This is a genomic window from Pseudarthrobacter sulfonivorans, assembly GCF_031454915.1.
Taxonomy (GTDB): Bacteria; Actinomycetota; Actinomycetes; order Actinomycetales; family Micrococcaceae; genus Arthrobacter; species Arthrobacter sulfonivorans_C.
Genome location: NZ_JAVDRS010000007.1, coordinates 209,707 through 235,745, shown reverse-complemented (window position 1 = coordinate 235,745; position 26,039 = coordinate 209,707). Strand labels below are relative to the sequence as shown.

19 protein-coding genes and 1 tRNA gene are annotated in these 26,039 nt (G+C 66.0%); 9 read left to right on the top strand and 11 right to left on the bottom strand.

The window, feature by feature from the left end:
• Nucleotides 1-141 precede the first annotated feature (141 nt).
• On the top strand, nucleotides 142-2,481 hold the full coding sequence (locus J2808_RS16420; protein ID WP_309818728.1) for a coiled-coil domain-containing protein: 2,340 nt from the start codon (nucleotides 142-144) through the stop codon (nucleotides 2,479-2,481).
• 237 nt (nucleotides 2,482-2,718) lie between these two features.
• Complete coding sequence (locus J2808_RS16415; RefSeq protein WP_309818727.1) at nucleotides 2,719-3,708, top strand: LLM class flavin-dependent oxidoreductase; 990 nt, start codon at nucleotides 2,719-2,721, stop codon at nucleotides 3,706-3,708.
• Nucleotides 3,709-3,857: 149 nt separating this feature from the next.
• On the opposite strand, the gene J2808_RS16410 is transcribed toward J2808_RS16415, so the two are convergent.
• Nucleotides 3,858-4,883 carry a DUF808 domain-containing protein gene (locus J2808_RS16410; RefSeq protein ID WP_309818725.1) on the bottom strand — a complete coding sequence of 342 codons (1,026 nt, stop codon included), beginning with the start codon at nucleotides 4,881-4,883 and terminating at the stop codon, nucleotides 3,858-3,860.
• A gap of 328 nt (nucleotides 4,884-5,211) precedes the next feature.
• On the opposite strand from J2808_RS16410, the gene J2808_RS16405 reads away from it, so the two are divergent.
• Nucleotides 5,212-7,851, top strand: coding sequence for a trehalase-like domain-containing protein (locus tag J2808_RS16405; protein WP_309818723.1), 2,640 nt, complete (start codon nucleotides 5,212-5,214; stop codon nucleotides 7,849-7,851).
• A gap of 44 nt (nucleotides 7,852-7,895) precedes the next feature.
• Here J2808_RS16405 and J2808_RS16400 read toward each other — a convergent pair whose 3' ends face one another.
• Genes J2808_RS16400 through J2808_RS16385 form a run of 4 tightly spaced genes read right to left on the bottom strand, consistent with a single transcriptional unit; the run spans nucleotide 7,896 to nucleotide 11,476 of the window.
• Nucleotides 7,896-9,059 (bottom strand): FAD-dependent oxidoreductase, encoded by a 1,164-nt coding sequence (locus J2808_RS16400; RefSeq protein WP_309818721.1) that lies wholly within the window; start codon nucleotides 9,057-9,059, stop codon nucleotides 7,896-7,898.
• Between the two features lie 19 nt (nucleotides 9,060-9,078).
• Nucleotides 9,079-10,005, bottom strand: coding sequence for an AEC family transporter (locus J2808_RS16395; protein ID WP_309818719.1), 927 nt, complete (start codon nucleotides 10,003-10,005; stop codon nucleotides 9,079-9,081).
• A gap of 51 nt (nucleotides 10,006-10,056) precedes the next feature.
• Nucleotides 10,057-10,482 carry an aspartate 1-decarboxylase gene (panD, locus tag J2808_RS16390; RefSeq protein ID WP_309818717.1) on the bottom strand — a complete coding sequence of 142 codons (426 nt, stop codon included), beginning with the start codon at nucleotides 10,480-10,482 and terminating at the stop codon, nucleotides 10,057-10,059.
• A gap of 52 nt (nucleotides 10,483-10,534) precedes the next feature.
• A complete protein-coding gene (locus tag J2808_RS16385) occupies nucleotides 10,535-11,476 on the bottom strand; it encodes a LysR substrate-binding domain-containing protein (RefSeq protein WP_309818715.1) in 942 nt (313 codons plus the stop codon).
• 156 nt (nucleotides 11,477-11,632) lie between these two features.
• On the opposite strand from J2808_RS16385, the gene J2808_RS16380 reads away from it, so the two are divergent.
• Both J2808_RS16380 and J2808_RS16375 read left to right on the top strand, forming a co-directional pair.
• On the top strand, nucleotides 11,633-13,096 hold the full coding sequence (locus tag J2808_RS16380) for an amino acid permease (RefSeq protein ID WP_309818713.1): 1,464 nt from the start codon (nucleotides 11,633-11,635) through the stop codon (nucleotides 13,094-13,096).
• A gap of 283 nt (nucleotides 13,097-13,379) precedes the next feature.
• On the top strand, nucleotides 13,380-16,871 hold the full coding sequence (locus J2808_RS16375; protein WP_309818711.1) for a bifunctional proline dehydrogenase/L-glutamate gamma-semialdehyde dehydrogenase: 3,492 nt from the start codon (nucleotides 13,380-13,382) through the stop codon (nucleotides 16,869-16,871).
• A gap of 571 nt (nucleotides 16,872-17,442) precedes the next feature.
• Here the strand turns inward: J2808_RS16375 and J2808_RS16370 are convergent.
• Nucleotides 17,443-18,297 (bottom strand): LysR family transcriptional regulator, encoded by an 855-nt coding sequence (locus J2808_RS16370; protein WP_309818710.1) that lies wholly within the window; start codon nucleotides 18,295-18,297, stop codon nucleotides 17,443-17,445.
• Nucleotides 18,298-18,458: 161 nt separating this feature from the next.
• Between J2808_RS16370 and J2808_RS16365 the strand changes: the two genes are divergently transcribed.
• Nucleotides 18,459-19,841, top strand: coding sequence for an MFS transporter (locus tag J2808_RS16365; protein ID WP_309818707.1), 1,383 nt, complete (start codon nucleotides 18,459-18,461; stop codon nucleotides 19,839-19,841).
• A 14-nt stretch (nucleotides 19,842-19,855) separates the two neighbouring features.
• On the opposite strand, the gene J2808_RS16360 is transcribed toward J2808_RS16365, so the two are convergent.
• The 3 genes from J2808_RS16360 to J2808_RS16350 form a co-directional block, all read right to left on the bottom strand.
• A complete protein-coding gene (locus J2808_RS16360) occupies nucleotides 19,856-20,737 on the bottom strand; it encodes an SDR family oxidoreductase (RefSeq protein WP_309818704.1) in 882 nt (293 codons plus the stop codon).
• Nucleotides 20,738-20,825: 88 nt separating this feature from the next.
• On the bottom strand, nucleotides 20,826-21,995 hold the full coding sequence (locus J2808_RS16355; RefSeq protein WP_309818702.1) for a N(5)-(carboxyethyl)ornithine synthase: 1,170 nt from the start codon (nucleotides 21,993-21,995) through the stop codon (nucleotides 20,826-20,828).
• Nucleotides 21,992-22,129, bottom strand: a complete 138-nt coding sequence (locus J2808_RS16350) for a hypothetical protein (RefSeq protein WP_309818700.1) — start codon at nucleotides 22,127-22,129, stop codon at nucleotides 21,992-21,994. Before J2808_RS16350 ends, J2808_RS16355 begins: the two co-directional genes overlap by 4 nt.
• 178 nt (nucleotides 22,130-22,307) lie before the next feature.
• On the opposite strand from J2808_RS16350, the gene J2808_RS16345 reads away from it, so the two are divergent.
• Nucleotides 22,308-22,685 (top strand): hypothetical protein, encoded by a 378-nt coding sequence (locus tag J2808_RS16345; RefSeq protein ID WP_309818698.1) that lies wholly within the window; start codon nucleotides 22,308-22,310, stop codon nucleotides 22,683-22,685.
• 22 nt (nucleotides 22,686-22,707) lie between these two features.
• On the opposite strand, the gene J2808_RS16340 is transcribed toward J2808_RS16345, so the two are convergent.
• Nucleotides 22,708-22,781: transfer RNA gene (locus J2808_RS16340), tRNA-Gly, on the bottom strand.
• A 252-nt stretch (nucleotides 22,782-23,033) separates the two neighbouring features.
• On the opposite strand from J2808_RS16340, the gene J2808_RS16335 reads away from it, so the two are divergent.
• On the top strand, nucleotides 23,034-23,477 hold the full coding sequence (locus J2808_RS16335; protein WP_309818696.1) for an SRPBCC family protein: 444 nt from the start codon (nucleotides 23,034-23,036) through the stop codon (nucleotides 23,475-23,477).
• Nucleotides 23,478-23,507: 30 nt separating this feature from the next.
• On the opposite strand, the gene J2808_RS16330 is transcribed toward J2808_RS16335, so the two are convergent.
• A complete protein-coding gene (locus J2808_RS16330; protein ID WP_309818694.1) occupies nucleotides 23,508-25,262 on the bottom strand; it encodes a CAP domain-containing protein in 1,755 nt (584 codons plus the stop codon).
• Nucleotides 25,263-25,404: 142 nt separating this feature from the next.
• Between J2808_RS16330 and dcd the strand changes: the two genes are divergently transcribed.
• Nucleotides 25,405-25,980 (top strand): dCTP deaminase, encoded by a 576-nt coding sequence (gene dcd, locus J2808_RS16325; protein ID WP_309818693.1) that lies wholly within the window; start codon nucleotides 25,405-25,407, stop codon nucleotides 25,978-25,980.
• The last annotated feature ends 59 nt before the right edge of the window (nucleotides 25,981-26,039 follow it).

Genomic DNA, 26,039 nt, shown 5'->3' with positions numbered 1-26,039 from the left:
GCCGGTAAGCGCTGCGGATTGCGAGTACCCGGCCCTGAAAGACAGGTGTGGATTACGCGTGTGCCCGGAGAATGTCCGCTCTACGGTGGGACTACGTTGCGTCCAGCGCCGGCCGCACCCCAGGTCACACTAGGAGTTAGTATGCCGACTGCCCCGTCGAAGTCCGTCCTTGCCCGTCGCCTTGCCGCTGCGGTGGTCCTGCCCGGCCTGCTGACCAGCACGCTTGTTTTTGCCATGCCGGCCACCGCCGCTCCGGGGTCCGTCAGCGGTGTCTGCAGCGGCGTGGTCAACCAACAGGCGCACCGGGGCTTCGTCCAGGAGAACCTGCTGAAGGCTGCGGCAAAGAAGAACGCTGACGCCATCGCTGTCCTGCGGGCCCAGCGCACTGCGCTCGAGGGGTCTGCAGAGACTCTGAAAGCGCAGGTTTCCGAGGCAGACAGGATGCTGGCCGAGTTGGCGGCCGAGGAGCAGAAGGTGATCCTGGCCGCGGAGGCCGCGCAGGAGGAGTTCGATGCAGTCACACTGCAACTGACGGCGGCTAAATCGGCTGTTGAAGAAGTGCGGTCAGAGCTCACCCAACTGCAGGCTGACAGGTCCAGCGCCGAAGACAAGTTGACGCCACTTCAGGACGAATTGGCTGTTGCCGGGTCCGAGTCCGCTGACCTCCAGGCGCAGGCGGATGAACTCGACAGGCAGATTGAGGCGAATGACGAAGCCATTGCCGTCGCCCAAACCCAGCTCACCACCTTGCAGCAGGCCGCCGCCCAGGCCGCTGCAGACCTTTCCGCCAAGGAAGCCCAGATCCTGGCCGCCGAGACCCAGCTCGGAACCCTGACGGTGGAGGCGGATCAGGCGGCGGCCGCCGTCAGCACTGCAGCCGAGGCCGTGAGCGAGGCCGAGGCAGAGCTGACACTGCTGGAAGACGCGGGAACTGCCGCCGAAACCGCCTTGCAGGAGCAGCAGGCTACGGTGGCCGCGGCCCGCGCATTGCTGGTCAGTCTTCAGGAAGATGCAGCGGTTGCGGACGGTGCCGTGGCAACCAAGAAGGCGCAGATCAGCACTGCCGAGGGTCAGCTGGCCACTCTGCAGGCAACCGCAACCAGTGCCGCCACTGCCCTGAGCGAGCAGAATGCCAAAATCTCCGTGGCCCAGGGAGAACTCACCACGCTGCGGGGAACTGCCGCAACGGCTGACGCGGCTGTGAAAGCCAATGCCGCGAATATCGCGTCCGCGGAAGCTGCGGTTGGATCGCTGACAGCCCAGATCGCCGCGAAGAACACGTCAATCGCCGCCAAGCAGACCCAGCTGGCCCAGGAGCAGGCCGGGTTGACCACCTTGCTGGGCACCAAGGCGTCGCTTGCGGCCGCTATCGCCCAGTACACGATCGACATCAACAAATACCCCGAGACTTCCAACGCCAAGAAGAAGCTTGAGCTCATTGTCGATCGAAGTGAAGCGCAGGCTGAACTGGCTACCGTCAACGGGCAGATTGCAGACAAGGACAGCCTGATCGCTGGCTTGAGCGGCGACCTGACCACACTCAACGGCCAAGTCGCCACGTTGAACACACAGCTTCAGAGCAGGCAGGCCGAAAGCAGCGCGCTCCAGTTGCAGGCAGTACCGCTGCAGGCAGCGCTGGACGCGGCGAATGCCGCCGTCACGGCCAAGGAAGGGGACATTGCGGCCTTGAAAGCCCAGGTGCCGGCGCTTCAGGCGGCTGCAAAGACGGCGTATGGCGCGGTCGAGGCCAAGCAGGACGAATTGACCGAACTGCAGGGCCAGTTGACCGGTCTTGCGGACGCCGCCGCAACTGCCGCCAGTGCTGTGGCAGCACAGGAGGTGGTGGTAGCTGACCTCGCAGAAGCTCTGCCCGGCCTGGAGGATGACGTGGAAGCTGCGAACACGGCCATCGCAGGCCAGCGGGAACTCTTGGCGACGCTGAAGACCACCCTGACCGATGCCCAAGATGCACAGGCCGCTGCCGATAAGGCGGTAGTGGAGAAGCAGGCCGAGCTCGAAGGCTTGAAGGGTGAACTGCCTGGCCTTGAGGGCGCTGTGGCCTCAGCCAACGGGGCAGTTGCCACGAAGACCGCTGAAATCTCCGTCTTGAACCAGCTCTCTGACAATCTGGTAACCCAGCTCGGCACCAAGAATCAGCAGATCACGGCCAAGGAAGCCGAGGTCCTGGGCCTGCAGGGCCGGGTGGCGCCGCTCCTGTCGGAGCTTGACAGGCTCAACGGTGAGATCAGTGCCGCTGAAGCCTCGCTGGCAGCCCTGCAGCAGCAGGTGTCCACACTGGATGCGAAGGTCACGGCCGCGCAAAAAGTGCTCCGGGATCTGCAGGCCCTAAAGAAGCCGAACAAGGACGCCGTCGCTGCCCAGAAGGCGCTGGTCAGCGGCCTCGAGGCCGAGCTCAGATCAGTCCAGAACCAGATCGGGACTCTTGACGGATCGATCTTGCTGGGCGGATGCGTCGCCTGACCTGGACTCCGGGCGCGCGACGAAGGGCGTCAGGAAAGGGAGGGGCCCGGCGGGTGGATCAGTCCACCAGGCCGGGCCCCTCTCGTTCGTCCGGATGCCGCCAAACACTGACGACACGTGAGCGGGGCAACGTGCACCGCAGAAATATCCCGGGCGGCGCCGTGGTTGTCCACAGTGTGCCCGCCGCGACCCGGCGCGCCCACCCCTACGCAACGTATTTGAAAGGCCGGCACCGACGTGACGCTTCCCCTCTCCATTCTTGACCTGGCAACCATTGGCAAGGGCCAGACGGCGGCGGAGAGTTTCGCGGGCAGCGTGGCGATGGCGCAGCGGGCAGAGGAGCTCGGCTACCGGCGGATCTGGTACGCCGAGCACCACAACATGTCCGCCATCGCCTCGTCCGCCACCAGCGTGCTGATCGCCCACGTTGCCGCGCACACCAGCACCATCAGGCTCGGCGCAGGCGGGATCATGCTGCCCAACCACTCGCCGCTGACCATCGCCGAGCAGTTCGGCACGCTGGAGACGCTCCACCCGGGGCGCATCGACCTGGGCCTGGGCCGCGCGCCGGGCAGCGACCAGAACACCATGCGCGCCCTGCGCCGCGACCCGATGTCAGCAGAGAGCTTCCCACAGGACGTCCTGGAACTGCAGGGCTACCTCACCGGACCCACCCGGATCCAAGGGGTCGAGGCCACTCCCGGTAAGGGCACCAACGTGCCGCTGTACATCCTCGGGTCCTCGCTGTTCGGCGCGCGCCTCGCCGCCCAGTTGGGCCTGCCGTACGCGTTCGCCTCGCACTTTGCCCCCAACGCCCTGCAGGACGCCGTGGCACTGTACCGCCGCGAATTCAAGCCCTCCGCCCAGCTGGATGCTCCGCACGTGATCGCCGGCGTCAACGTGATCGCCGCCGACACCGCCGCTGAGGCGCAGGCAGCTTTCCGCGCGACGCTGCGCGCCCGGGTGGGGCTGTTCTTCGGCGGCGGCCGCGAGTTCACCGACGATGAAGCGGACATGGTCCTGGACTCCCCGCAAGGCCAGCACGTCTCGCAAATGATGAAGTACTCGGCCGTCGGCACTCCGGACGCGGTGATCGACTACCTTGACGGGTTCGCGAAGCACTCCGACGCCGACGAACTTATCGTGGCGCACCAGAACACCGGCACCGACGCCCGGATCCGTTCGGTTGAACTCCTGGCGGAGGTTGCCGGGCTCGCCCGGGTCTAGTACTCGCCGGGCAGCACAGCCCCCAAGCGTCACGCCACGCACCTTTTGGCAAAGCACGACGGCGGGTTCCCCGGAAACACGCGGCGGGCGCCGCCGTCGTCGTGCTTCAAAAGCGTACCCAGAGTGACGCGATTTGCGGCGGGTAGGAGCTAGGGGGAGGGGTCGACGTTATGTTTCGTCGACTGATGGTCGGCGCCTGTGGCATGGACGCCGTCCTCTTCGTGGCCGCTGTTCTTTTTGCCGAACGGCAGCACTTTCAGCAGCGGGCCCACGACGGCCATGACCGCGAGGCCCCAGGCGAGCCCCAGGACGGCCGAGCACAGGGTGTTCACGAGCCAGGCCAGGAAGCCGCCCACCACCGCGATCCCCGCGAAGGGGTGCTCGAGGACATGGACCAGGTCATAGGGCGCGTGCCAGCCGAGGTCGTGTGCACCCTGCAGCATGATGTGGCCACCCACCCAAAGCATGGCGATTGTCCCCACAAAAGTGATGGCGGCCAGCACGGCGGGCATGCCCTTGACGAGCAGCTCGCCGATGCGCTGGGAGCCGGGGGAATCTTTAGCGGCCAGGTGCATCCCGATGTCGTCCATCTTGACGATGAGTGCGACGGCACCGTAGACGGCCACCGTGATCACCAGGGCCACGACGACCAGGATAATCGCCCGGGACAACAAAGAATCCTGGGCCACCTCGTTCATGGAGATGACCATGATCTCGCAGGAAAGGATGAAGTCCGTGGTGATGGCGCCCTTGATGACCTTGGCCTCGGCCTCCGGACCGCGTTCAACGGCCGGCGCATCTTCCTCCGCGGTGTGGTGGCCGCGGAGCTTGTGCCAGACCTTCTCAGCACCCTCGTAGCAGAGGTAGGTGCCGCCCAGCATGAGGATGAACGGGATGGCCCACGGGACGAAGGCGCTGACGAGCAGCAGTGCCGGCAGGATGATCAGCAGCTTGTTGCGGAGAGAGCCCCAGAAGATCTTCTTGATCATCGGCAGTTCGCGGGACGGGTCCGCCCCGGAAACGTATTGCGGGGTGACAGCGGCGTCGTCGATCACCACACCGGCGGCCTTGACCCCCGCCTTGGCGGCACCGGCCGCGACATCGTCCACCGAGGCTGCCGCTATGCGGGCCAGGGCTGCGACGTCGTCCAGCAGGGCGACGAGACCGCCGCTCACAGTTCGGCCCCGTGCTGCTTGAGGGCGGACGGCTGGGTGTGGATACCTGGGTCAAGACGCGAGATTGGCATGCTCCGAGTCTATGGCGGCGGGCGGCCTGTCGAGAATGCTAAGACCCGATTGTGGCGCCGGAGTGGACCAGTGCCGGTGAACGATCCCGACGACGAGATCTCCGGAATTGTGCCGAACGTGGCCAGCGATTGGGGCGGGCACCGCCGCCGGACTTTACGCAACCGCAATATAAGGGACTTTTGGGGGAAACCGCGGCACCGGAAAATGAAGGGAGCGGTTGAGTGCCGGGCCGTTTTCTGCTCGAAGGGTTATGCAAATGCCTACTCCGTTCAACCAGAGCGTGGCGGATTCAGCGCTCCTGACCAAGTCGCTCCCCCTGGGCCTGCTGCGTGCGTTCGTCCAGTCCGATGCCGCAGACGAAGGGTTCACTCCCACGCTGCTGGCGGAACTCAAGGTCCTGGCCCGGGTTCCCGGGCTGGTGGTGGCCTGCAATTACGGCGGAACCCTGTGCGACGCCGAAGGAGTCTCCACAGAAACCTTGCCGCTGGGCAGCGCGGCGATCGCACTCCGTGCCTTGGCCGCCCTCCCCAACACTCATGCGGCCGTTATCTCCGGGCGCTCGCTGCGCGACCTGGCCGCAGTGTCCCGCCTTCCCGCCGAGGTGCATCTGATCGGCTCGCACGGCGCCGAACTGGACATGGGTTTCGCCCACATGCAGTCCCTGGCCACTGAAGCCACACTCCAGAAAGTCAGCACGGCGCTGTCCGAGGCCGTGGGATTCCAGCAGGGCATCTGGATTGAGCGCAAGCCCGTAGCGGTGTCGGTGCATACCCGGCCGGCCACGCCGGAAGTCGCAGTGGCCGTGACTGAAACGGCGCGGGAGATAGCCCGCGCCCACGGCCTGTTCTTCATTGTTGACGGGTCCGTGCTGGACCTCTCCGTAGTGGAACCGTCCAAGGCTGAGGCCCTGGAGAGCCTGCGGTCGAGGCTGGGCGCCAGTGCTGCCCTGTACGCAGGGGACGCCTACAGCGATGAACTGGCCATCGCCACGCTCCGCGGCCCGGATCTCGGCTTGCACGTGGGGCCGGGGGACACTGGCGCCGCACACCGGCTGCGGGACCCGGAATCGTTCGCACGGGTGCTCGCCATCCTCTTCGAACTCCGGCGGGCCTGGCTCTTCGGCGAGGACGCCGTGGGACTCGAGCGGCATTCGATGATCGGCAACGGAAGCTCCACCGCGCTGGTCACCCCGGATGCCAAGATCTGCTGGATGAGCCACCCGCTGCCGGATTCCGGCTCGCTGTTCGCCCACATCCTCGGCGGGGACGCCGCCGGGCACTTCTCCGTGGAACCGGTCAAGCCCTCGCAGGTCCTGGGCCAGCGCTACGTGGACAGCACCATGATTGTGGAGACGCGGTGGGCGGACGTGACCGTGACGGACTACCTGGAGCCGGCCCCAGAAGGCATCACCAGCCTGGTCCGGGTGCTCTCCGGCACCGGCGCCGCCAGGGTCGTCTTTGCGCCCCGGCCGGACTACGCCAACGCCCCGTTCAGCATGGAGGCCCGCGGCGACGAACTGCATGTGGTGGGCACGTCCGATCCCATCATCCTGTTCGCCCCGGGCGCCAGCTTCCACATCACCTCGGACGGCCGCCATGCGACGGCCACCGCCGCCGTCAACCTGCAGGACGGTCCGGTGGTCCTCAATCTTCGCTGCGGCGACACCGAACCGCAGGCGGCGGACCCCGGCGGGGAGACCGACAGGCGGGCGGGAGTGGCCCATCACTCCCGCCGCTGGGTGCAGGAACTGGAGCTGCCGTCCGTGAAGCCGTCACTGGTCCGCCGGTCCGCCCTGGTGCTCCGTGCCCTGGTGCATGAGCCAACGGGCGCTGTGCTGGCGGCCCCCACCACCTCCCTGCCCGAAGGGATCGGCGGGACAAGGAACTGGGACTACCGGTACTGCTGGCTGCGGGACGGCTCCATGACGGTGAACGCGCTGGTGGACCTCGGCTCCACGGCCGAAGCGGCCGGGTTCCTTAGTTGGCTGGGACGGATCCTGGAGCATGCACCGGGCCCGGAGTGGCTGCACCCGCTGTACTCCGTCACGGGGGCCCAGCTGTCCACCGAAGCCATCATCGACAGCCTTCCCGGTTATGCCGGCTCCCGCCCGGTCCGGATCGGAAACGCCGCTGACCACCAGGTCCAATTGGACGTCTTCGGTCCCGTCGCCGAACTTATCGACGCCCTCAGCGAACGGCACGGCACGCTGGCCGATGATCACTGGGACCTGATGGTGAAGATGGCTTCCGCCGTGCTGGCCCGCTGGCATGAGGCCGACCACGGCATCTGGGAAGCCCGGCGCGCGCCCCGGCACCATGTGTACAGCAAAGTGATGTGCTGGGTGACGCTGGACCGGGCGCTCCGGACTGCCGCCCGGCACGGCAAGGCGCCCGAGCCCGCCTGGGAACCCACGGCCCACATCATCCGGGAGGAGGTCCTGCGCGAGGGCTGGGACGACACGGCGCGCTCCTACACCGTTGCCTACGACAGCCCCGATCTGGACGCCGCCGTCCTGCACATCGGGCTGTCCGGCCTGCTGGACGTCAACGATCAGCGCTTCCTGGACACCGTTACGGCCGTGGAACGTGAGCTCCGCGTGGGACCAACAGTGTTCCGGTACAGGTACGACGACGGCCTGCCGGGTTTAGAGGGCGGCTTCCACATCTGCACCACCTGGCTTATTGAGGCGTACGTTGCGGTGGGCAGGATCGAGGAGGCCTGGGACCTGTTCGACCAGCTGGTGAACCTGTTTGGGCCCACCGGGCTGCTGCCGGAGGAGTACGATCCCAGCACCGAAACCCACCTCGGAAACCACCCGCAGGCCTACTCCCACCTGGGCTTCATCAGGTGCGCCCGGATCCTGGACCGGCACAGGCCGGAGGCGCGGGCGTCGTAGCCGCCGGGCTGTGGCCAGCGGCTCTGTAGCCCGCGGGTCGGCGGCTAGCGGGTGGCTGAGAAGATCTGCGGCGCGGGCCTGGTCCCGGTGGCCAGGTCCGCGAGGATCCGCCCCACCACCGGGGTGAACTTGAAGCCATGCCCCGAGAAGCCGGCACCGATGACCACCGGACCGATCCGGTCAAGGATGAAGTCCTCGTCCGGTGTGGTGGTGTACGTGCAGCTGATGGCCTCGAACGAATCGGCGTCCACACCCGGCAGCCAAGTCCGGGCGTAGTCCTGCAGCGCCGCGAGCTGGACCGGTTCCGGGAGGAAGGACCGCTTGTCCGGGTCCACTTCCGGGCCGACGCCGTGCCAGCCGGCCTTGATGCCTTCGCCGGGCGTCTGCATCCCGTAGACCGGTGAATACCAGTCCTTGTAGGCCGGGCCGGTGCCCGGCATGTGGTTGAAGCCGGGCCACACAGCGCCCTGGTCTGCTACGCGGAAATGCGCCGGCTGTTCCTGCGTGACCCTGAGCCGGGGAATCCTCAGCATCCCGCTTCTGGCCGCTCCGGACAGGAGTTTCTCCGTCCAGCCGCCGGCCGTCACTACTGCCTGTGCTGCGGTGACCACCTCTGTCCTGCCCGTTCCGCCGGCGCCGCCGGCCTCCGCGCCGCCTGACTCTAACGTGAGCCGGACGCCGTCGTCCATGATTTCCAGGTCCACCACTTTGGTGTGGTGCCGGATCTCGGCGCCGCGGGCAGCGGCGAGCCGCTGGAAGGCGGGGAGTGCGGCCTCCGGATTCAGCTGGCCGCCGTCGGGCATGTAGAGCACCTGCTGGTCGAACCGGATGCCGCTCCACCGTTCGGCCGCCTCGTCCGGGCGCAGGAACTCTGCCCGGATGCCTGCCTCGGTCAGCGCGGCCTGAACCAGCTTGAACCTCGGATCAGGACCGTGGTTGACGATCCCAGTGCGGGTGAGCAGCCGTTCGCCGCTGTCCTGCTCGAGTTCCTCCCAGAGGGCGAGCCCCTCGGCCAGCATGGCCACGTACTCCGGCCGGTCGTAGCCCGGATTCAGGTTCCTGGTGCTGCCGTGTGAAGCACCGATGCGGTGGCCCGGCCCGAACTGTTCCAGCAGAGTGACCTGCCGGCCGCGGCGGGCCAAGGCCCAGGCGGCGGCGGAGCCCATTGCTCCGCCGCCGATCACAACAGTGTCCAGGATTGATTTCATGTGGCTCCTCAGGTCTCGGTCAGTTCAGCAGCAGTGCCACGCCGATCATGGCGGGTACGGCCACCACAGTGGTAATCAGCACGGTGTCCTTGGCAACGGTGAGGCCCGTGGAGTAGCGGCTGGCGGCAACAAATACGTTCTGCGCCGTGGGGAGGGACGAAACCACCACCACCGCGAACAGGGCCTGGCCTTCCATGCCCAGCGCAAAACGGGCGAAAAGGTACGCAATGGCCGGCTGGATAACAAGTTTGAAGGCACTGGCCAAGAGGGTGTCCAACCGTCTCGCGGTGGCGGCCTGCAGCGGCCTGCTGCCATTGAGGCTCATGCCGAACGCGATCAGCATGGCCGGGATGGCCGCGCCGCCGATCAGGTGGATGGGCTCCAGGACCAGCTCCGGCACCTGCCAGTCCAGTCCGGCCACCAGCAGGCCCAGCGCGGATCCCACAATCATCGGGTTCCGGAGAATCATGAGGACAAATCGCACGGGGGTAGTGCGGTGCGTACTGGTGCTCGCGTCCAGGATCATCAGGAAGAGCGGGGAGAAGAACGCCAGCTGGAAAATGAGCAGCGGGGCCACGTAGCTGGCATCGCCCAGGACATAGACCGCGATGGGGATGCCCAGGTTGGCGGAGTTCGCCAGGGACGCGGCCATTGAGGACATCAGCGCCTCCGGCAAGGCACGCTTGAGGACGAACTTTACGATGCTGAAGAACATCAGGGCGCTGGCGATGGCCGCCACCGCGGTGACCAGGAGGGGTTCGGCGAAGACTTCCCGCAGCTCTGCCTTGCTCAGGGTCTCGAACAGGAGGGCCGGGCTGGCGACGAAGAAGGTGAGGGCGCTGAGGACCTGGCGGGCGTTCTCGCCCAGGATCTTTTGCCGGCCCACAAACCAGCCCACCATGATGATGGCCCAGACCACGAAAAAGCCCTGCAGCACGCCTACCACTGACAGCCTCCGAGGGTGCGCAGGCGGGGTGCGCCGGGACTCACGCTCCGGCTACAGGACGGCGTTATTGAGTGCGAACGGCGGGCGCATCAGGCCCGGTGTGTGGCCCTCCGCCGGGTCGTTTCCGATCTGGACGATCTTGTTGTCCCTGTCCACGTGGACAACCTTCGGATCGTAGGCCGCAGCCTCTTCCGTGGTCATCTGGGCATACGTGATCAGGATGACGATGTCATTCTCGTGCATCAGGTGCGCAGCCGCCCCATTGATGCCGATCACGCCCGAGCCGCGCTCGCCCGCGATGGTGTAGGTTTCCAGGCGCGCGCCGTTGGTCACGTCCACGATGGCAACGAGCTCGCCGGGAAGGATGTCGGCAGCATCGAGGAGGTCCAGGTCGACGGTGACCGAACCTACGTAGTGGAGGTCGGCGTGCGTGACGGTGGCCCGGTGGATTTTGGACTTGAACATTGTTCGATTCATAACGTGCCCAGTCTAGCGTCGGCCCCCGGTTTGCGCTGTGATGCACTGAACACTACGACGGCGGCCGGCCGGGGCCGCCGGCCCCTGGCGCGTCGCTTGTTACGGACGCGGCTGTGGCGGCGAGCGTCTCGCGGGCAGCCAGGATGGCGGGCCGCTGGGCGCTGGAGCGGCGCACCGACGTGAATACCGTGCGGTGCGGGTTCCCGGGCAGGTCCAGCAGCTGGGCGGTGGTCCCGCGGCCGGTCCAGACGAGGTCGGGCATCAGCGCCACGGCATTACCGGACTCGATCAGCCGGATCTGGGCCTGGAGATCGGCTGTTTCGAAGCGCACATCGGGCTCGAATCCCGCACTGCGGCAGGCCTGTTCCGCCCAGTGCCGGGAGGCCGCACCCCGCGGCTCCATGACCCACGGGAGCATCGCAGTGTTTTCGAGCGAACGGATGGCGGGCCCGCCGTCGGACGCTGGCGGAACGGCGAGCCGGATGGCGTCGGTGGTCAGTTTGATGCGGTCCAGTTCCGGGTATCGCGGGGCGGCGTGGCCCGGATACTGCTCGGCAATCACCAGGTCGAAGTCGCGGGCCCACGTTTCGTGGAGGGCTGTCTCCGGTTCGCGCTGGGTCATCTCGATCCGCACCTCGGGGTAGGCGTTTCTCATGCGCGTGAGCGTGTCCGGCATGAGGGCAAGCGCTGCGGACTGGAAGACGGCGATCCGCACGGTTCCTGTGACTGTGGTCAGCGACGCCGCCAGATCCGCTTCAGCCTGTTCCATGGTTTCGAGCAGTTGCGCGGTGTGTGCCACCAGAACCTCGGCCTGCGGTGTCAGCTGCACCCGTCGCCCGGTTTTCCGGAGGAGCTCCACGCCCACCTCTTTTTCGAGCAGGGCGAGTTGCTGCGATACCGAGGACGGACTGTACTGCAGCGCCTCCGCCACCTCCGCCAGTGTGCCCCGGATTTTCAGTTCACGGAGCAGCCTGAGGCGCCGGACATCGAGCATGGCCACATTCCTTGATGAATCTAATGAATATTGGTTAGAAGTAGTCACTTTATCTAATGCAACCACGCTTGCATACTGGTGTACCTGAGTTATCCCCGTCACAACCCCTTGAGTGGGGGCGCCGCGATGGGGCCGCATCCCACGCAGGAGTTCCTCATGACCACTAGAGACATGACCCAGTCGATAATGCGGCGCAAGCCCATCGATGACATCGAAGAAGAAAACAAGCACAGCGGGCTGTTCAAATCCCTCGGACTCTGGCAGTTGACGGCCATCGGCGTCGGCGGCATTATCGGCGTCGGCATCTTCTCCCTCGCCGGGCTGGTGGCAGCAGGCAGCGAAGACACACCGGGTGTGGGGCCCGCGGTGCTGATTTCGTTCCTGGTGGCCGGCCTGGCGTCGGCCGCGGCTGCGCTTTCCTATGCTGAGTTTGCGGGCATGATTCCGCGCGCAGGCTCGGCCTACACCTATGGCTACGTGGCGCTGGGCGAGGTGATCGGCTGGTTTATCGGCTGGGACCTGCTGCTCGAATACATAGCCATTGTTGCCGTGGTGGCCATCGGCATCTCAGGCTATTTCGACGCGTTCCTCTCCGGACTGGGCATCCACATGCCCGTCTGGATGACCTCCACCCCGGATGAGGGCACCGGCGGCATCGTCAACATCCCCGCCATCGTCGTCTGCCTTATCGTGACGTGGATCCTGTCCCGCGGGACCAAGGCTTTCGGCCGGTTTGAACTCGTGGCCGTCGCCATCAAGGTGCTCCTGATCCTGTTCATCATTGGGTTGGGCGTCTTCTATATCGACACCAACAACTACAACCCGTTTATGCCCAGCGGGTTCGGGCCCGTCCTTGCCGGCGCCGCCACCGTCTTCTTCGCAGTGTTCGGCTACGACGCCATGAGTACCGCGGCGGAGGAAGCCACCGATGGCAAGAAGCACATGCCGAAGGCCATTATTCTTTCCCTGATCATCGCCATGCTGCTCTATGTTGCGGCCACTCTGGTCCTTACCGGCATGCAGAACTACAAGGACATCGACCCCAAGGCGGGCTTCGCCTCAGCCTTCACCGGAGTGGGCCTGCCCGTTATCGCGACGATCATTTCGGTGTTCGCCGTCCTGTCCATCCTCACGGTGATGCTGACCTTCCTCCTGGGCGTCACCCGGGTCTGGTTCTCGATGAGCCGCGACGGCCTGCTGCCGGGCTGGTTTGCCAAGACGGACCGCCACGGCACCCCGCAGCGCGTCACCTGGATTGCCGGCGTCGCCTCCGCCCTGCTGGCCGGGGTGTTCCCGATCAAGGCCGTCGCGGACCTCACCAACATCGGCATCCTCGCCGCGTTCGTCGTCGTCTGTTTCTCCGTGATTGTCTTCCGCTACAAAAAGCCCGACGCCCCGCGCACCTTCCGCCTGCCGCTGATGCCGTTCATTCCGGCCTTCGGCGTGCTGGCTTCAGGATTCCTGATGCTGCAGCTGCACTGGGAGACCTGGGCGCGGTTCGGTGTGTGGCTCGTGATTGGCCTGGCCATCTACTTCTTCTACGGCAAGAAGCACTCCCTGATGAACCCCAACAGCCCGCGCCACGAGGAGATTGTGGAGATGCACCGCCCCCTCGCCTGACCCCGCCCTCCCACCCATGGACGCCCTCTCACTTTCTTCGGGAAGTGAGAGGGCGTTTTTCGTTTTCCGGCCTTAAGTCAAGAGATCGTCTGCGGGGGATGGTTGGGTGCAGCGGGGAAGGGGCTGGGCGCGGCCGGACTAGGGAGGTTAGGGGTTTGTCGTGCCCCGAAAAGCATTGGGTTTTCTAACCTGTATTGCTTAGCAAACATCGCTTTATCTTAAGTGATTGCAAGCTCATACTGGTGAATAAGACCCCTTCACACCAAGGAAAGAACGAGCAATCATGACTCACACTGCAACGGAAATCTCCGGGCGAACTGACGTCCCGCAGGCCCGTGCCCTCGCGGCGGAAACCATCACCCTGGTGCGCCGCTGGCTCACCGAGGCCTCGAAAGTTCCTGTTGACGCTTCGGCCGAGCAGCTTGCTGGTGTGCTGAAAGACCCGAACGGCCTCGACTTCACCGTGGGGTTCGTCGACGGCGTGGTCCGCCCCGAGGACCTGAACGTCGCCGCCCGCAACCTTGCCGCCCTCGCCCCCAAGGTGCCGGCCTTCCTGCCCTGGTACATGCGCAGCGCAGTGCAGCTCGGCGGCACCATGGCACCGGTCCTGCCGCAGGTTGTCATCCCGATCGCCCGCCGGGTGCTCCGCGAAATGGTGGGCCACCTGATCGTGGATGCCACCGACGCCAAGCTGGGCCCGGCCATCGCCAAGATCCGCAAGGACGGCGTCAAGCTCAACGTCAACCTCCTGGGTGAAGCCGTCCTGGGCGAGCACGAGGCCTCCCGCCGGCTCGAGGGAACCCACACCCTGCTGGCCCGCCCGGACGTGGACTACGTCTCCATCAAGGTCTCTTCCACCGTCGCCCCGCACTCCGCCTGGGCCTTCGACGAGGCAGTGGAGCACGTCGTCGAGAAGCTCACCCCGCTCTTCACCCGTGCCGCATCCTTCGCCGGGGCCGGCAACAATGCAGGGAACAAGGCCAAGTTCATCAACCTGGACATGGAGGAATACAAGGACCTGGACATGACCATCGCGGTCTTCACCCGGATCCTGGACAAGCCCGAGTTCAAGAACCTCGAGGCCGGCATCGTGCTGCAGGCCTACCTCCCCGACGCCCTCGCAGCCATGATCCGCCTCCAGGACTGGGCCGCGGAACGCCGTGCCAACGGCGGCGCCGCCATCAAGGTCCGCGTGGTCAAGGGCGCCAACCTGCCCATGGAACAGGTGGAAGCTTCCCTCCACGACTGGCCGCTCGCCACCTGGCACACCAAGCAGGATTCGGACACCAACTACAAGCGCGTCATCAACTACGCGCTCCACCCGGACCGGATCAACAACATCCGCATCGGCGTGGCCGGCCACAACCTCTTCGACATCGCCTTCGCCTGGCTCCTGGCCAAGCAGCGCGGCGTGGAAGCCGGCATCGAGTTCGAAATGCTGCTGGGCATGGCGCAGGGCCAGGCCGAAGCCGTCAAGAAGGACGTTGGCTCCCTCCTGCTCTACACGCCCGTGGTGCACCCGGCCGAGTTCGACGTCGCCATCGCCTACCTGATCCGCCGCCTCGAAGAGGGCGCCAGCCAGGACAACTTCATGTCCGCGGTGTTTGAGCTCAGCGAGAACGAGGCGCTCTTTGAGCGTGAGAAGCAGCGTTTCCTTGCCTCCCTCGACACGCTCGACGACGAGATCCCCGCGGCCAACCGGCAGCAGAACCGCAGCCTCCCGCCGCAGCCCCTGCCGCACGATTCCTTCAAGGACACCCCGGACACCGATCCTTCCCTGCCCGCCAACCGCGCGTGGGGCCGCGCCATCCTGGACCGCGTCCCCACGTCCACCCTGGGCAACGCCGCCGTGGAAGCCGCCACCATCACGGACGCGGACACGCTGAACAAGGTCATCGACACCGCCGTTGAAAAGGGCAAGGCCTGGGGTGCGCTGTCCGGTGACGAGCGCGCCGAGATCCTGCACCGCGCCGGCGACGTCCTCGAAGCCCGCCGCGCCGATCTCCTTGAGGTCATGGCCAGTGAAACCGGCAAGACCATCGACCAGGGCGATCCCGAGGTCAGCGAAGCCGTCGACTTCGCGCACTACTACGCCGAGTCGGCGCGCAAGCTGGAAAAGGTCGACGGCGCCACGTTCGTCCCAGCGAAACTCACCGTCGTGACCCCGCCGTGGAACTTCCCGGTCGCCATCCCGGCAGGGTCCACGCTCGCGGCACTCGCCGCCGGCTCCGCCGTCGTGATCAAGCCCGCGAAGCAGGCCCGCCGCAGCGGCGCCGTGATGATCGAGGCACTCTGGGAAGCCGGTGTGCCGAAGGACGTGCTGACGATGGTTCAGCTGGGCGAGCGTGAGCTCGGCCAGCAGCTGATCTCCCACCCCGCGGTGGACCGAGTGATCCTCACCGGCGGTTACGAGACCGCTGAGCTGTTCCGTTCCTTCCGCAGGGACCTGCCGCTCCTGGCCGAGACCAGCGGCAAAAACGCCATCATCATCACCCCCAGTGCGGACCTTGACCTCGCCGCCAAGGACGTGGCGTACTCCGCGTTCGGCCACGCCGGCCAGAAGTGCTCTGCCGCTTCTCTGGTGATCCTGGTGGGCTCGGTGGCCAAGTCCAAGCGGTTCCACAACCAGCTGATCGACGCCGTCACTTCCCTGAAGGTGGGCTACCCGCAGGACCCCACGAGCCAGATGGGCCCCATCATCGAGCCCGCCAACGGCAAGCTTCTCAACGCCCTCACCACCCTGGGCGAAGGGGAATCCTGGGCTGTTGAACCGCGCAAGCTTGACGAAACCGGCCGGCTCTGGAGCCCGGGCGTGCGCCACGGCGTCCGCCGCGGATCCTACTTCCACCTCACCGAATTCTTCGGACCGGTCCTGGGCGTGATGACCGCCGAAACCCTCGAAGAGGCTATCGCCATCCAGAACCAGATCGAGTACGGCCTCACCGCCGGCCTGCACTCGCTGAACCCGGACGAGCTCGGCATCTGGCTGGACTCCATCCAGGCCGGCAACCTCTACGTGAACCGCGGCATCACCGGGGCCATCGTGCAGCGCCAGCCGTTCGGCGGCTGGAAGAAGTCGGCAGTCGGAGCGGGCACCAAGGCCGGCGGACCGAACTACCTGGCCGGCCTCGGCGACTGGACCAGCAGGGCCAGCACCGCTGATGCCCCGATCGCCAACGCTGGCGTCCGCCGGATCTCCGCCGCGGCCGCAAGCGCCCTGCAGCCGGGCGAACTCGGGTCGCTGCAGCGCGCCCTGGCGTCCGACGCCCAGGCCTGGGCCGATGAGTTCGGCACGGCCAAGGACGTGTCCGGCCTGAGCGCGGAGCGCAACATCTTCCGCTACCGGCCGCTGCCCGTCACCATCCGCCTATCCGAAGGCGCCCCGGTGGCTCACCTGGCGCGGACTGTCGCCGCCGGCGTCCAGGCAGGTTCGGCCCTGACGGTATCCACCGCCGTCGAACTTCCCGCCCAGCTGCGTGCAGTCCTCACCGGCCTGGACATCACCGTCACGGTGGAGTCCGACGCCGGCTGGCTGGCTTCAGCGGCCCGCCTCGCCAAGGCGGGCAAGCTGTCCGGAGCGCGGATCCGCCTGATCGGCGGCGACGCCACCGCGCTCGCCGAAGCCATCGACGGGCGCCCGGACGTGGCGGTCTACGCCCACCCGGTGACGGAGGCCGGACGGGTTGAGCTGCTGCCGTTCCTGCACGAACAGGCCATCAGCATCACTGCCCACCGGTTCGGCACCCCGAACCACCTCTCGGATTCGCTGATTTAGTCGACCAAAGCAAGCATTAAACGCGAAAAGTCCCGGGAGCCACGTGGTGGCTGCCGGGACTTTCGTTGTTGTTGGATGGCCCGCACGGAGGCGGCGGGCGGAGACCGTTGGAAGTTACCCCAAGTACCAGCCTGGGGGAGTCCACGACGTCGGAACGGAGTGGGCGGAGAAATCTTCGCAACGGGTGCAGGTGTAGGCGACTTCGCCCAGGGTCCTGACCGCCCCGTCACGCCGGTAAACCGGAGGGACATATGACTCAAGGTAGATAAATTCGTCCGTGCCGCACTTGTCGCACGTGGGCTTGCCTACGTACTCGGCGGCGTGGGTGATGCCGGCGCCGTAGCTGGAATGATGCGTGACCAGCGGGCGAACGGTGTTATGTCGGGGCGCAAATGCTGGGTGTAAATGGGTGTTCTCGGCTGTCGTCATTGGCTGCCTATCCCGAGTGCGGCCGCCCCATGGGCCGCGGGCGCACTCGTAATGTTGAACCGGCCACTGCTTGACCCATGGAAAAACCAGCATAGAGGAGGCCGGGTTTTTTCTCAATGGTTTTTAGGAAATGTGGGTGTGGTCAGGCGGACTTCTTGAGCGTCCGTCCTACAATGGCCTGCGTCAGGGCATCGATCACCTCGGCGTTGGCCAGCGGGTTGCGGATCAGGGTGAAATCAACGTCACCCACTGGCGGCAGGTCGAACGTGCGTGTGATGATTTTCAGGTCGTCGGGGACCAGCGAAGTGGGCATCACGGCGACGCCGATGCCGGCCCGGAGTGCCGCCAGGACGCCGCTGATCTGGCGGGTGGTGCAGGTGATCCGCCAGGTCCGCCCGCGGGATTCGAGCGCATCGATGGCCAGTTTCCGGCTGAGGCTGGGGGAGGGGTAGGCGATCAGCGGCACCGTCTCCCCGGGCATAAGGGACGTCTGCTCCAGCCCCACCCAGGAGAACGTGTCGTGCTGGACCACCGTGCCGTCCTTCACGCCGGCCACCCACTTGACAAAAACCAGGTCCAGTTGGCCCGCGTTGAGTTTCTTATACAGCTGGTCGCTCTGGCCCACGGTCAGTTCAAGGTTGATCTGGGGGTAGACCTGCCGGAACTCACGCAGGATCCGCGGGAGTCCGGTAATAGCCAGGTCATCGGCCGTGCCGAAACGCAGCCGGCCGCGCATGGCAGAACCGGAGAAGTAGCGGGTGGCAGCATCGTGGGCCGACAGGATGCTGCGGGCAAAGCCTGCCATGGCGTCGCCGTTGTCCGTCAGGCGTACATCGCGGGTGTCCCGGGTGATGAGGATGCGCTTTGCCGCCGTCTCCAGCTTGCGGACGTGCTGGCTGACCGTGGGCTGCGCCAGGCCCAGCCGCTCGGCCGCCTTGGTAAAGCTCAACGTCTCGGCCACGGCCAGGAAGGAACGGAGCTGGGCTGGTTCGAACATGGTGGACTCCTTCTGGCTACCACTGCCTGTCGTCGCAGGTCCGGCTCCCGTGCCATTATGTTTCGTAATAGTAGTTATAGACCCAATAGGTCTACATAATCACTTGGAACCAGCCTAGCGTGGGAGCATCCCAACCGGCCCGCTTCCCTGAGGACACATCCGTGGCACCCCCACCGCCAACGTCGGCAACCGTCAGCCAGCCCGTCATCGATTCCGCTTCCGCCACCGCAGCCTCCGCCCGAACCCAGCCCATCGCCGTCGTCAGTGAACACCTTCCCTGGCGGCACACCTTTATCTCCCTGAAGGTCCCCAATTTCCGCATCTTCGCGATCGGTCACTTTGTGGCCGTGGTGGCCCTGTGGATGCAGCGGATCGCGCAGGACTGGCTGGTGCTGGAACTCTCCGGCTCCGTCACCGCCGTGGGCATTACCGTGGCGCTGCAGTTTATGCCGTCACTCCTGCTGGGGCCGTGGGGCGGCATGATGGCCGACCGGTTCGCCAAGCGGAAGATCCTGATGCTGTGCCAGAGCCTGGCGGCGATTCTCGCGGCAGCCCTCGCGACGCTGTCCCTCACCGGCGCCATTCAGGTGTGGCACGTATACGTCATCGCGCTGGTGCTGGGCCTGGTCACGGTGCTGGACCAGCCCGCGCGCCAGGTTTTTGTCAACGAACTTGTGGGTCCCAAGTACCTGCGCAACGCCATCAGCGTCAACTCCACCACCTTCCAGCTGGGCGGGCTGATCGGCCCGGCACTGGCCGGACTACTGCTTACCGCCGTTGGTGCCGGTTGGGCCTTCGCCGCGAACGCGCTGGCGTGCTGCTCCACGGTGACCATGCTGCTGCTCCTGCGGAAGGACCAGCTGTTCGTCAGCACCCCGGCCCCCAAGAAGAAGGGCATGCTGCGGGAAGGGCTCCGGTACGCGCTCAGCAAACCCACCATTTACTGGCCCTGGCTGATGGCCGGGTTCATCGCCGTCTTCGCCATGAGCCTGCCGGTGCTGCTCGCCGCCTTCGCGGACCACGTGTTCGACGTCGGTGCCGGCGGCTACGGGCTGCTCAACGCACTGGTGGCGCTCGGGGCCCTCGCCGGTGCCGTCGCATCAACCCGCCGCCGGCAGCTGCGGCTCCGCTCCGTGGTGTTCTGCGCCGGAATGTACGGCCTGATGCTGTGCCTGGCGGCGCTGGCGCCGTCCATGCTCTGGTTCGGCGTGGTCATGGTCCTGTCCGGGTTCTGGTGCCTGATGTTCCTGACCGGCTCCAACCAGCTGGTCCAGATCAGCTCGAACATGGGCATCCGGGGACGCGTGATGAGCCTGTACATCATGGTGCTGATCGGCGGGCAGGCCATCGGCGGCCCCATGCTCGGCTGGATTGCCGAGCACATTGACCCGCACGTTGCACTGCTGGTGTCCGGCGGGGTGCCGGCGCTCGCCGCCGTGACCGTCGGCGTCGTCCTGGCCCGGAAAGGTGCGCTGAAGCTTCGGGTGGACCTCAAGGACCGCCGCCACCCGGTGAGGATTGTCAGCCGGGTGGCCGCGGCCTGAAGGGCTGCGGCAGACTAGGCGGACCGGTCCAGAAGAGCCAGTGCTTCCCGGACCGGCGTGTACGGAACTCCCGGCAGCCTGGTGCGTTCCGGGGCTGCATCGAAGGACATGTCGGCGGCCCCGAGATTGACGGCTCCACCCAGGACGCGGCCCCAGGGTGGCGCTACCCACCGGGCCCCCGCCGCGGCGGCCCGAAGCAGCGGAAGCGGAACATGGACTGTCCGGCCGCGGCCGTTGCGTTCGATCAGGAGGCCTGCCAGCTCGTTCAGCGGCATATTGTCCGGTCCGCCGACGTCCACCGCCTGGTTTTTCAGGCCGCCCCGTAGTGCCAGCACTACCGCGCCTGCCAGGTCCACGGCGCTGACGAAGTTGACCGGTTTGTCTCCGCGCCCGAAAACCACAGCAACGCCGCTCTTGCGAAGCGATTCACCCATGATTGCGGCGTAAGTTTCCAGGATGGTGGTGGGACGCATGATGGTCCACGCCAGGCTGCCGGCCATCAGCCGTTGCTCCGCCGCGTACTTCATCCGCGCCAGTTCCATGGGGTGTGAGGCAGACGCCCCATGCATCGAGAAATGGATGAACTGCCGGACGCCGCCCCGCTCGGCGGCTTCCATCAGGTTGATGTTGCCGTCGCGGTCCACGGCCGGCGGTGTGCTTCCGGATTGCGGGCCGAAACCACTGATGGCGGAGACGACGGCGGTGCAGCCGCTCAGCGCGCGGGTAACGTCCGCAGGGTTCCCGGCATCCCCTATCGCGACGTCCAGCCCGGCCTCTCTCAGTGGCGCCGCGCGGTGGCTGCTCCGGGTCAGGATCCGGAACGGCATTCTTGCCGCCTGCAGCGCCTGAACCAGGACGCCGCCAAGGGTTCCCGTGCCGCCTGCGAGCAGAATCATGGCTGGACCTTTCCGCGGCCGATCGGCTTCACAGGGGGAGCGTAGATCCTGTGCACCCGGCAGTCAACGGCCCGAACCTTGCAAGGACCTACGCCGTAGGAGCCTCAACGGGCAGGTGCGGGTATTCGGTCTGCCGCTGCTGGAACTCCAGCACGTCCGGGTTGCGGACTTCACCGTCGCGGATTTCGATCGCCCGGGCGATGGTCTCGTTCGAATCCCATGCCTCCGGCCCGCCGATGATCGTCTCCAGGAACGGCAGGAGCGCCTGGCTGATTTCCCAGCTGGAGGAATTCCAGAGGTAGGACGGGCTGTGGTCCACCGCGTAGTAGTTGATGTGGTCGCCGATAGTGAACATCGGCTCGGCGAACGTGGTGGAACGTGCCCAGCTGAAGCCCATGCCCTCATCGCACGAAACGTCCACGATCAGGCTGCCCGGGCTGAATGCTGCCAGGTCCTCGGTCCGCAGGTAGGTGAGCGGGTTGTTCGGGTCCTGCAGCGTGCAGTTGACCACGATGTCGCTTTCGGCCAGGAACGGTGCCAGCGGAACCCGGCCACGCTCGGTGATGACCTGGCTCAGGAAGGGGGCTTCGGCGTCGTGATCAAACTGCACGATGTTGACCGAATGGATCGGGGCGCCCACCGCGGCGACTCCGCGGTTGGTCAGCACCTGGACGTCATGGATGCCGTGCGCGTTCAGCGCGGTCACGGCGCCGCGGGCAGTAGCCCCGAAGCCGATCACAACGGCGCTGAGGCGGCGCCCGTAGTCACCGGTTGAGCCCGTCAGCGAGAGAGCGTGCAGCACCGAACAGTATCCGGCCAGCTCGTTGTTCTTGTGGAACACGTGCAGGCCAAAGCCACCGTCGCTCGCCCAGTGGTTCATGGCTTCAAAGGCAATGAGGGTGAGCTTCTTATCGATGGCCAGCTGCGTGATGGCGCGGTCCTGGACGCAGTGCGGCCACCCCCAAAGGACCTGCCCATCTCGCAGTTCGGCAAGGTCTTCCGGCTGCGGTTTGGGCAGGAGTACGACGTCGGCCTCCGCCAGCAGCGCCTCCTTGGTGGCTACTCTGCCGACGAGGGTGGAGAGGTGCCCGTCCGAGACGCCGAAGCGCTCGCCGTAGCCCTGCTCCAGGATGATGCGCTGGCGCAGTTCCGGGGCGATGCGTTCGAAATGCAGGGGATGGATGGGGAGGCGGCGTTCGTCCGGTTTGCGGGTTGATGCCAGTACGCCCAGGGTCAGCTGGCTCTGGTGGCCACTCACTTTTTCTTGGCGGTCTTGGACGTGGTGTCCAGGGAGCTGGAAGGCGCTGCGGCTGCCCTCTTGTCGGCGCGCTTTTCCTTGATGGATTTGCCGGCTTTTTTGGATGCTGCTTGACGCGGGGACTTGTCAGCCATGATTGCTCCTGTAGCGGAACCGAAAAAGGTTCCTGACTTCTGACGATACACGGCAGCACCTAACGGGCCTGGCGGGAGTGGGCGGGTGCGGCGGTGATTGTGCCTGGGCGTTCCCGGTGTGAAAATGACGCTCTGGGCGCTGCGCTGGGCAGGCTCTGGGAACTACGGGAACAGCACCATGGGATCCATCACGATTGAAAGTACCGTCCTCATTCCCTGGGGACGTCAGGAGGTCTACGCGTTCTGCGTGGACGAGAAGGCCCGCGCCGCGGTTCCCGGGCAGGATGGTGTGCGGGTGCTTTTCGCGGACCACGTGCCGGACCGCTCCTGGACCGAAACACACGAGACCGGCAGTGAAACCATCACCATCACTTGTTCCCTGTACCCGGTGGCGGACAGCACGCGGCTGACCGTAAACGCGCTATACGCTTCGAAGGGACTGGGCCGTCTGTTTTCCGCAGCCAAGGACGGTTCATACCGCAAGCAGGAGGCTGCCCGGCTTGCGGCGCTGAAGAAGGCCGTGGACCGTAGCGTGCGGAAGGCGAAGAACGTCTAGGGGCGGCAGGATTCGCTCGCCATGGAGCGGCTGACGGGAATCGAACCCGCGTATCAAGCTTGGGAAGCTAGCGCTCTACCATTGAGCTACAGCCGCGTGGGCCCCCATGTGCGCGGGGCAAAACTTAGCTTAGCGCAGATGCGTCCCCGCGCCGGCAACGGTGCCCACGGTGCGGACCGTGTCTGCCCCAAATCCTGCCGCGCGGCGTCATCCAGTAACTCTTCAATAACGTCCCCGCCTGTGGCTAGGTGCAGGACAAACCTCTGGCTACTGTGAACCCGTTAGCTGCAGTGTCATGGGGGTGGGGCGGGCTATCACCGCTGGCCTGATGCTAACCGAAGGATTCCCATGGCATTCGCAGAACACGAGGTACTCATCCCGCGTGACGCCATGGACGTGTACACCTTCCTGATCGACGGTACGAACCTGCCGCAATGGCGCACGGGAATTCGGAGCATCAGCCTGGCCTCAGGCGCCGCCAGGACCAAGGGAGCGGTATACCGGCAGACGGTGCTGGGCCGGTCCGGCCGGCCGGTTCCAGCGGACTTTGAAATCACCGAGGCCAGGCCCGGTGCCGAAATCCGATTCCAGGTCACTGCTGGCCAGACACGACCCTCCGGCGGGTATTACCTCAGTACCGAACCGGAAGGAACCCGTGTGCGGTTCGCGCTCGAGTACCAGCCCAAGGGACTCCTCGGCCTGATGAAAACCGGCATCCAGCGGGCCATGAAGGCCGAAGTAGCCCAGCTGGAGCGCCTTAGGGACCTGCTGGCCATCCGCTCGGCCGCTTAGGTTTCCGGCGGCGTTACTGCTCCCCCCTTGCTACTGCGCCAGCCGCTGGCCCGCCCAGCTGCCGGTGATGTTCGACGGCGACGCAAGCGTTCCGCCGCTCAGGTCCCAGTACTGCACTGCGTCGTTGGCCCGGCGCAGGGCCACCCCGGTGGAGTTCAGGGCGGTGACGTCGCGCAGCGGCCGGATCCCCGTGACGTCAGCCCACCCAGTGGCAACCGTGGTCCGCGCTTCGGCGCGGGGCGCCGGGGTCCCTGCTCCCCGGTAAAGCACCACGGTGCCGTCGGACCTTCGCGCCAGGAGGTCCTGGAAGCCGTCCGCGTCGTAGTCCACCATGGCCAGGCGAGTGGCCGATACTGCGGTGGCCATCAGGGTGCGCGAGGACATGTCGGCCAGGCCGACGTTCGGGTAAAGGTAGATGTTGCTGCCCTCCAGGGCGACCAACTGGGGGAGCCGGTTGTTGGCGCACCAGCCGCCAACGGCCAGCGTCATGCTCGCCCAGCCCGACGCGCCCAGCGTCACTCCGGACCCAAAACCTCCGCCGACAAGTCCGCGGTGGAGCGTCAGGCGGCCATCATTCCATTGGGTCAGGAGGTCATAAGCGCCGTCCCGGTCCCAGTCCGGGGTGAAGACCTCCTTGGCCGTTCCGAAGCCGGAACCGATGACCTTGGCTGCCCCGTAACCCCGGTCACCGGTGGCGGGGCGGCTGAGGAGCTGGCCTGACGAGTTGATGGACACGAGATCGGCAGCACTGGTGATCGCCGCGCCGGCAAGGTCCTGTGTGGGCGGCATGTGCTTGACGGCCGGATCGCACACGCTGGGCGCGGCCGGAGGGAAGACGTTCCCGTCGGTGGGGCCGCTGCCGGGCGAGGTGACGGTGCCGGCCGGGAGGGTGGTGTAACCAAAGAAGTTCACCACGCCCCACAGGGTGTACCGGCTGGGCGAGGTCTGCCAATTGCCGTCCGTGTAGGTGATGCCGGCGCCCATCACGTTGAAGCGCGGGTCGAGGAGCATGGCGTTGTGGCCCGGGGAGGTTTTCCACCATTCCACCAGCTGTGCGGCGTCCCTGTCCCAGCGGACGGCGATGACCTCACCGGCGCCGTTGGTGGGGCTGAGCGCCCGCGGGTCGGTCCAGAAGTTGGCACGGTGTTCAATGACTTCCCGCGACGCGATGTTGTTGGACCAGTCCTGCGCCAGGCCAGCCACCGTGGCGTGGTACTTCACCGGCGCCAGGCCCTTGGACGCCCGGTATTCGTTGATCTTATTGAAGACTGTCAGTACGGCAGCCGTATTGCTGTCCGGCACGAGGGCTTCCGTGGCGAGGCGTTCGGTGGTGGGGGCTTCAGCCGTGAGGGCTTCAGGGACCGCGGCTCCTGAAGCCGGAATTGATGGCTGGGCCAGTTCGGCATCCGGCGCCCAGAGCGGCGGTATGGATGCAGGCTCGGGCGGCGTGGAGTTTTCGGTTGCTGCGCCGGGTCCGCTGGGAGTCTGCGTTGAGTCAGGAGAGACGGTGCCGGACGTGGTTGGTTCCCCCGCGGGTGACGCCGGAGTGATCTCCGGTTCCACGGCCGGGGCGAGTGGAGACCCGGTACCGCTGCCGGCTCCGGGTGCCCCGCCGTCGTCCGCTGTTCCTGCGGGACCCAGGGTTACGGTCCGCGGCCCTGTGGCGCTGGCTGCGCCCACTGAAGGCTGGTGCGCCGGCGGGCTGGAATACAGGCCAGCGGCCGGGGACACCAATGCGAAGGCGCACAGCATTGCCACAACGGCGGGCGCCGCAAATTTTCTCAAAACCAACCCCAGATCAGTTCAGTTCAGTTGTACCAACCGGGAGACCATCCGGCGGCTGTCACTGAGGCAACATTAGCCCCAGTAAGTGACTGCAACAACGAAAGAATGTGCGCTGTGGACAACGCATAGTAATTTGGGAGGCGTGCTGATCAGTGACCGCGATATTCGTGCCGAAATAGACTCCCAACGCATCGTCCTTGAACCCTACGAATCCGCGATGGTCCAGCCATCTTCGGTGGATGTGCGGATCGACCGGTTTTTCCGTCTCTTTGACAACCACAAGTACGCCCATATCGACCCCGCGGAAGACCAGCCCGAGCTGACCCGCCTGGTCGAAGTGGAGAGCGGTGAGCCCTTCATCCTGCACCCCGGCGAGTTTGTGCTCGGCTCCACCTACGAGACCGTCACCCTGCCGGACGACATCGCGGCCCGCCTGGAGGGCAAGTCCTCCCTGGGCCGGCTTGGCCTGCTGACGCACTCCACGGCCGGGTTTATCGATCCAGGCTTTTCCGGCCACGTGACGCTGGAACTGTCCAACATGGCCACCCTGCCCATCAAGCTTTGGCCGGGAATGAAGATCGGCCAACTGTGCTTTTTCCGGCTGACCTCGGCCGCCGAATACCCCTACGGCTCCGGCGACTACGGCAACCGCTACCAGGGTCAGCGCGGTCCGACCGCCAGCCGCAGCCACCTGAACTTCCACCGCACGGAGATTTAGCGGTCTTCCCATCGAGGGGTGACATCTCGGCGCTAAACGCCCTTGTTAGCGCCGAGAAC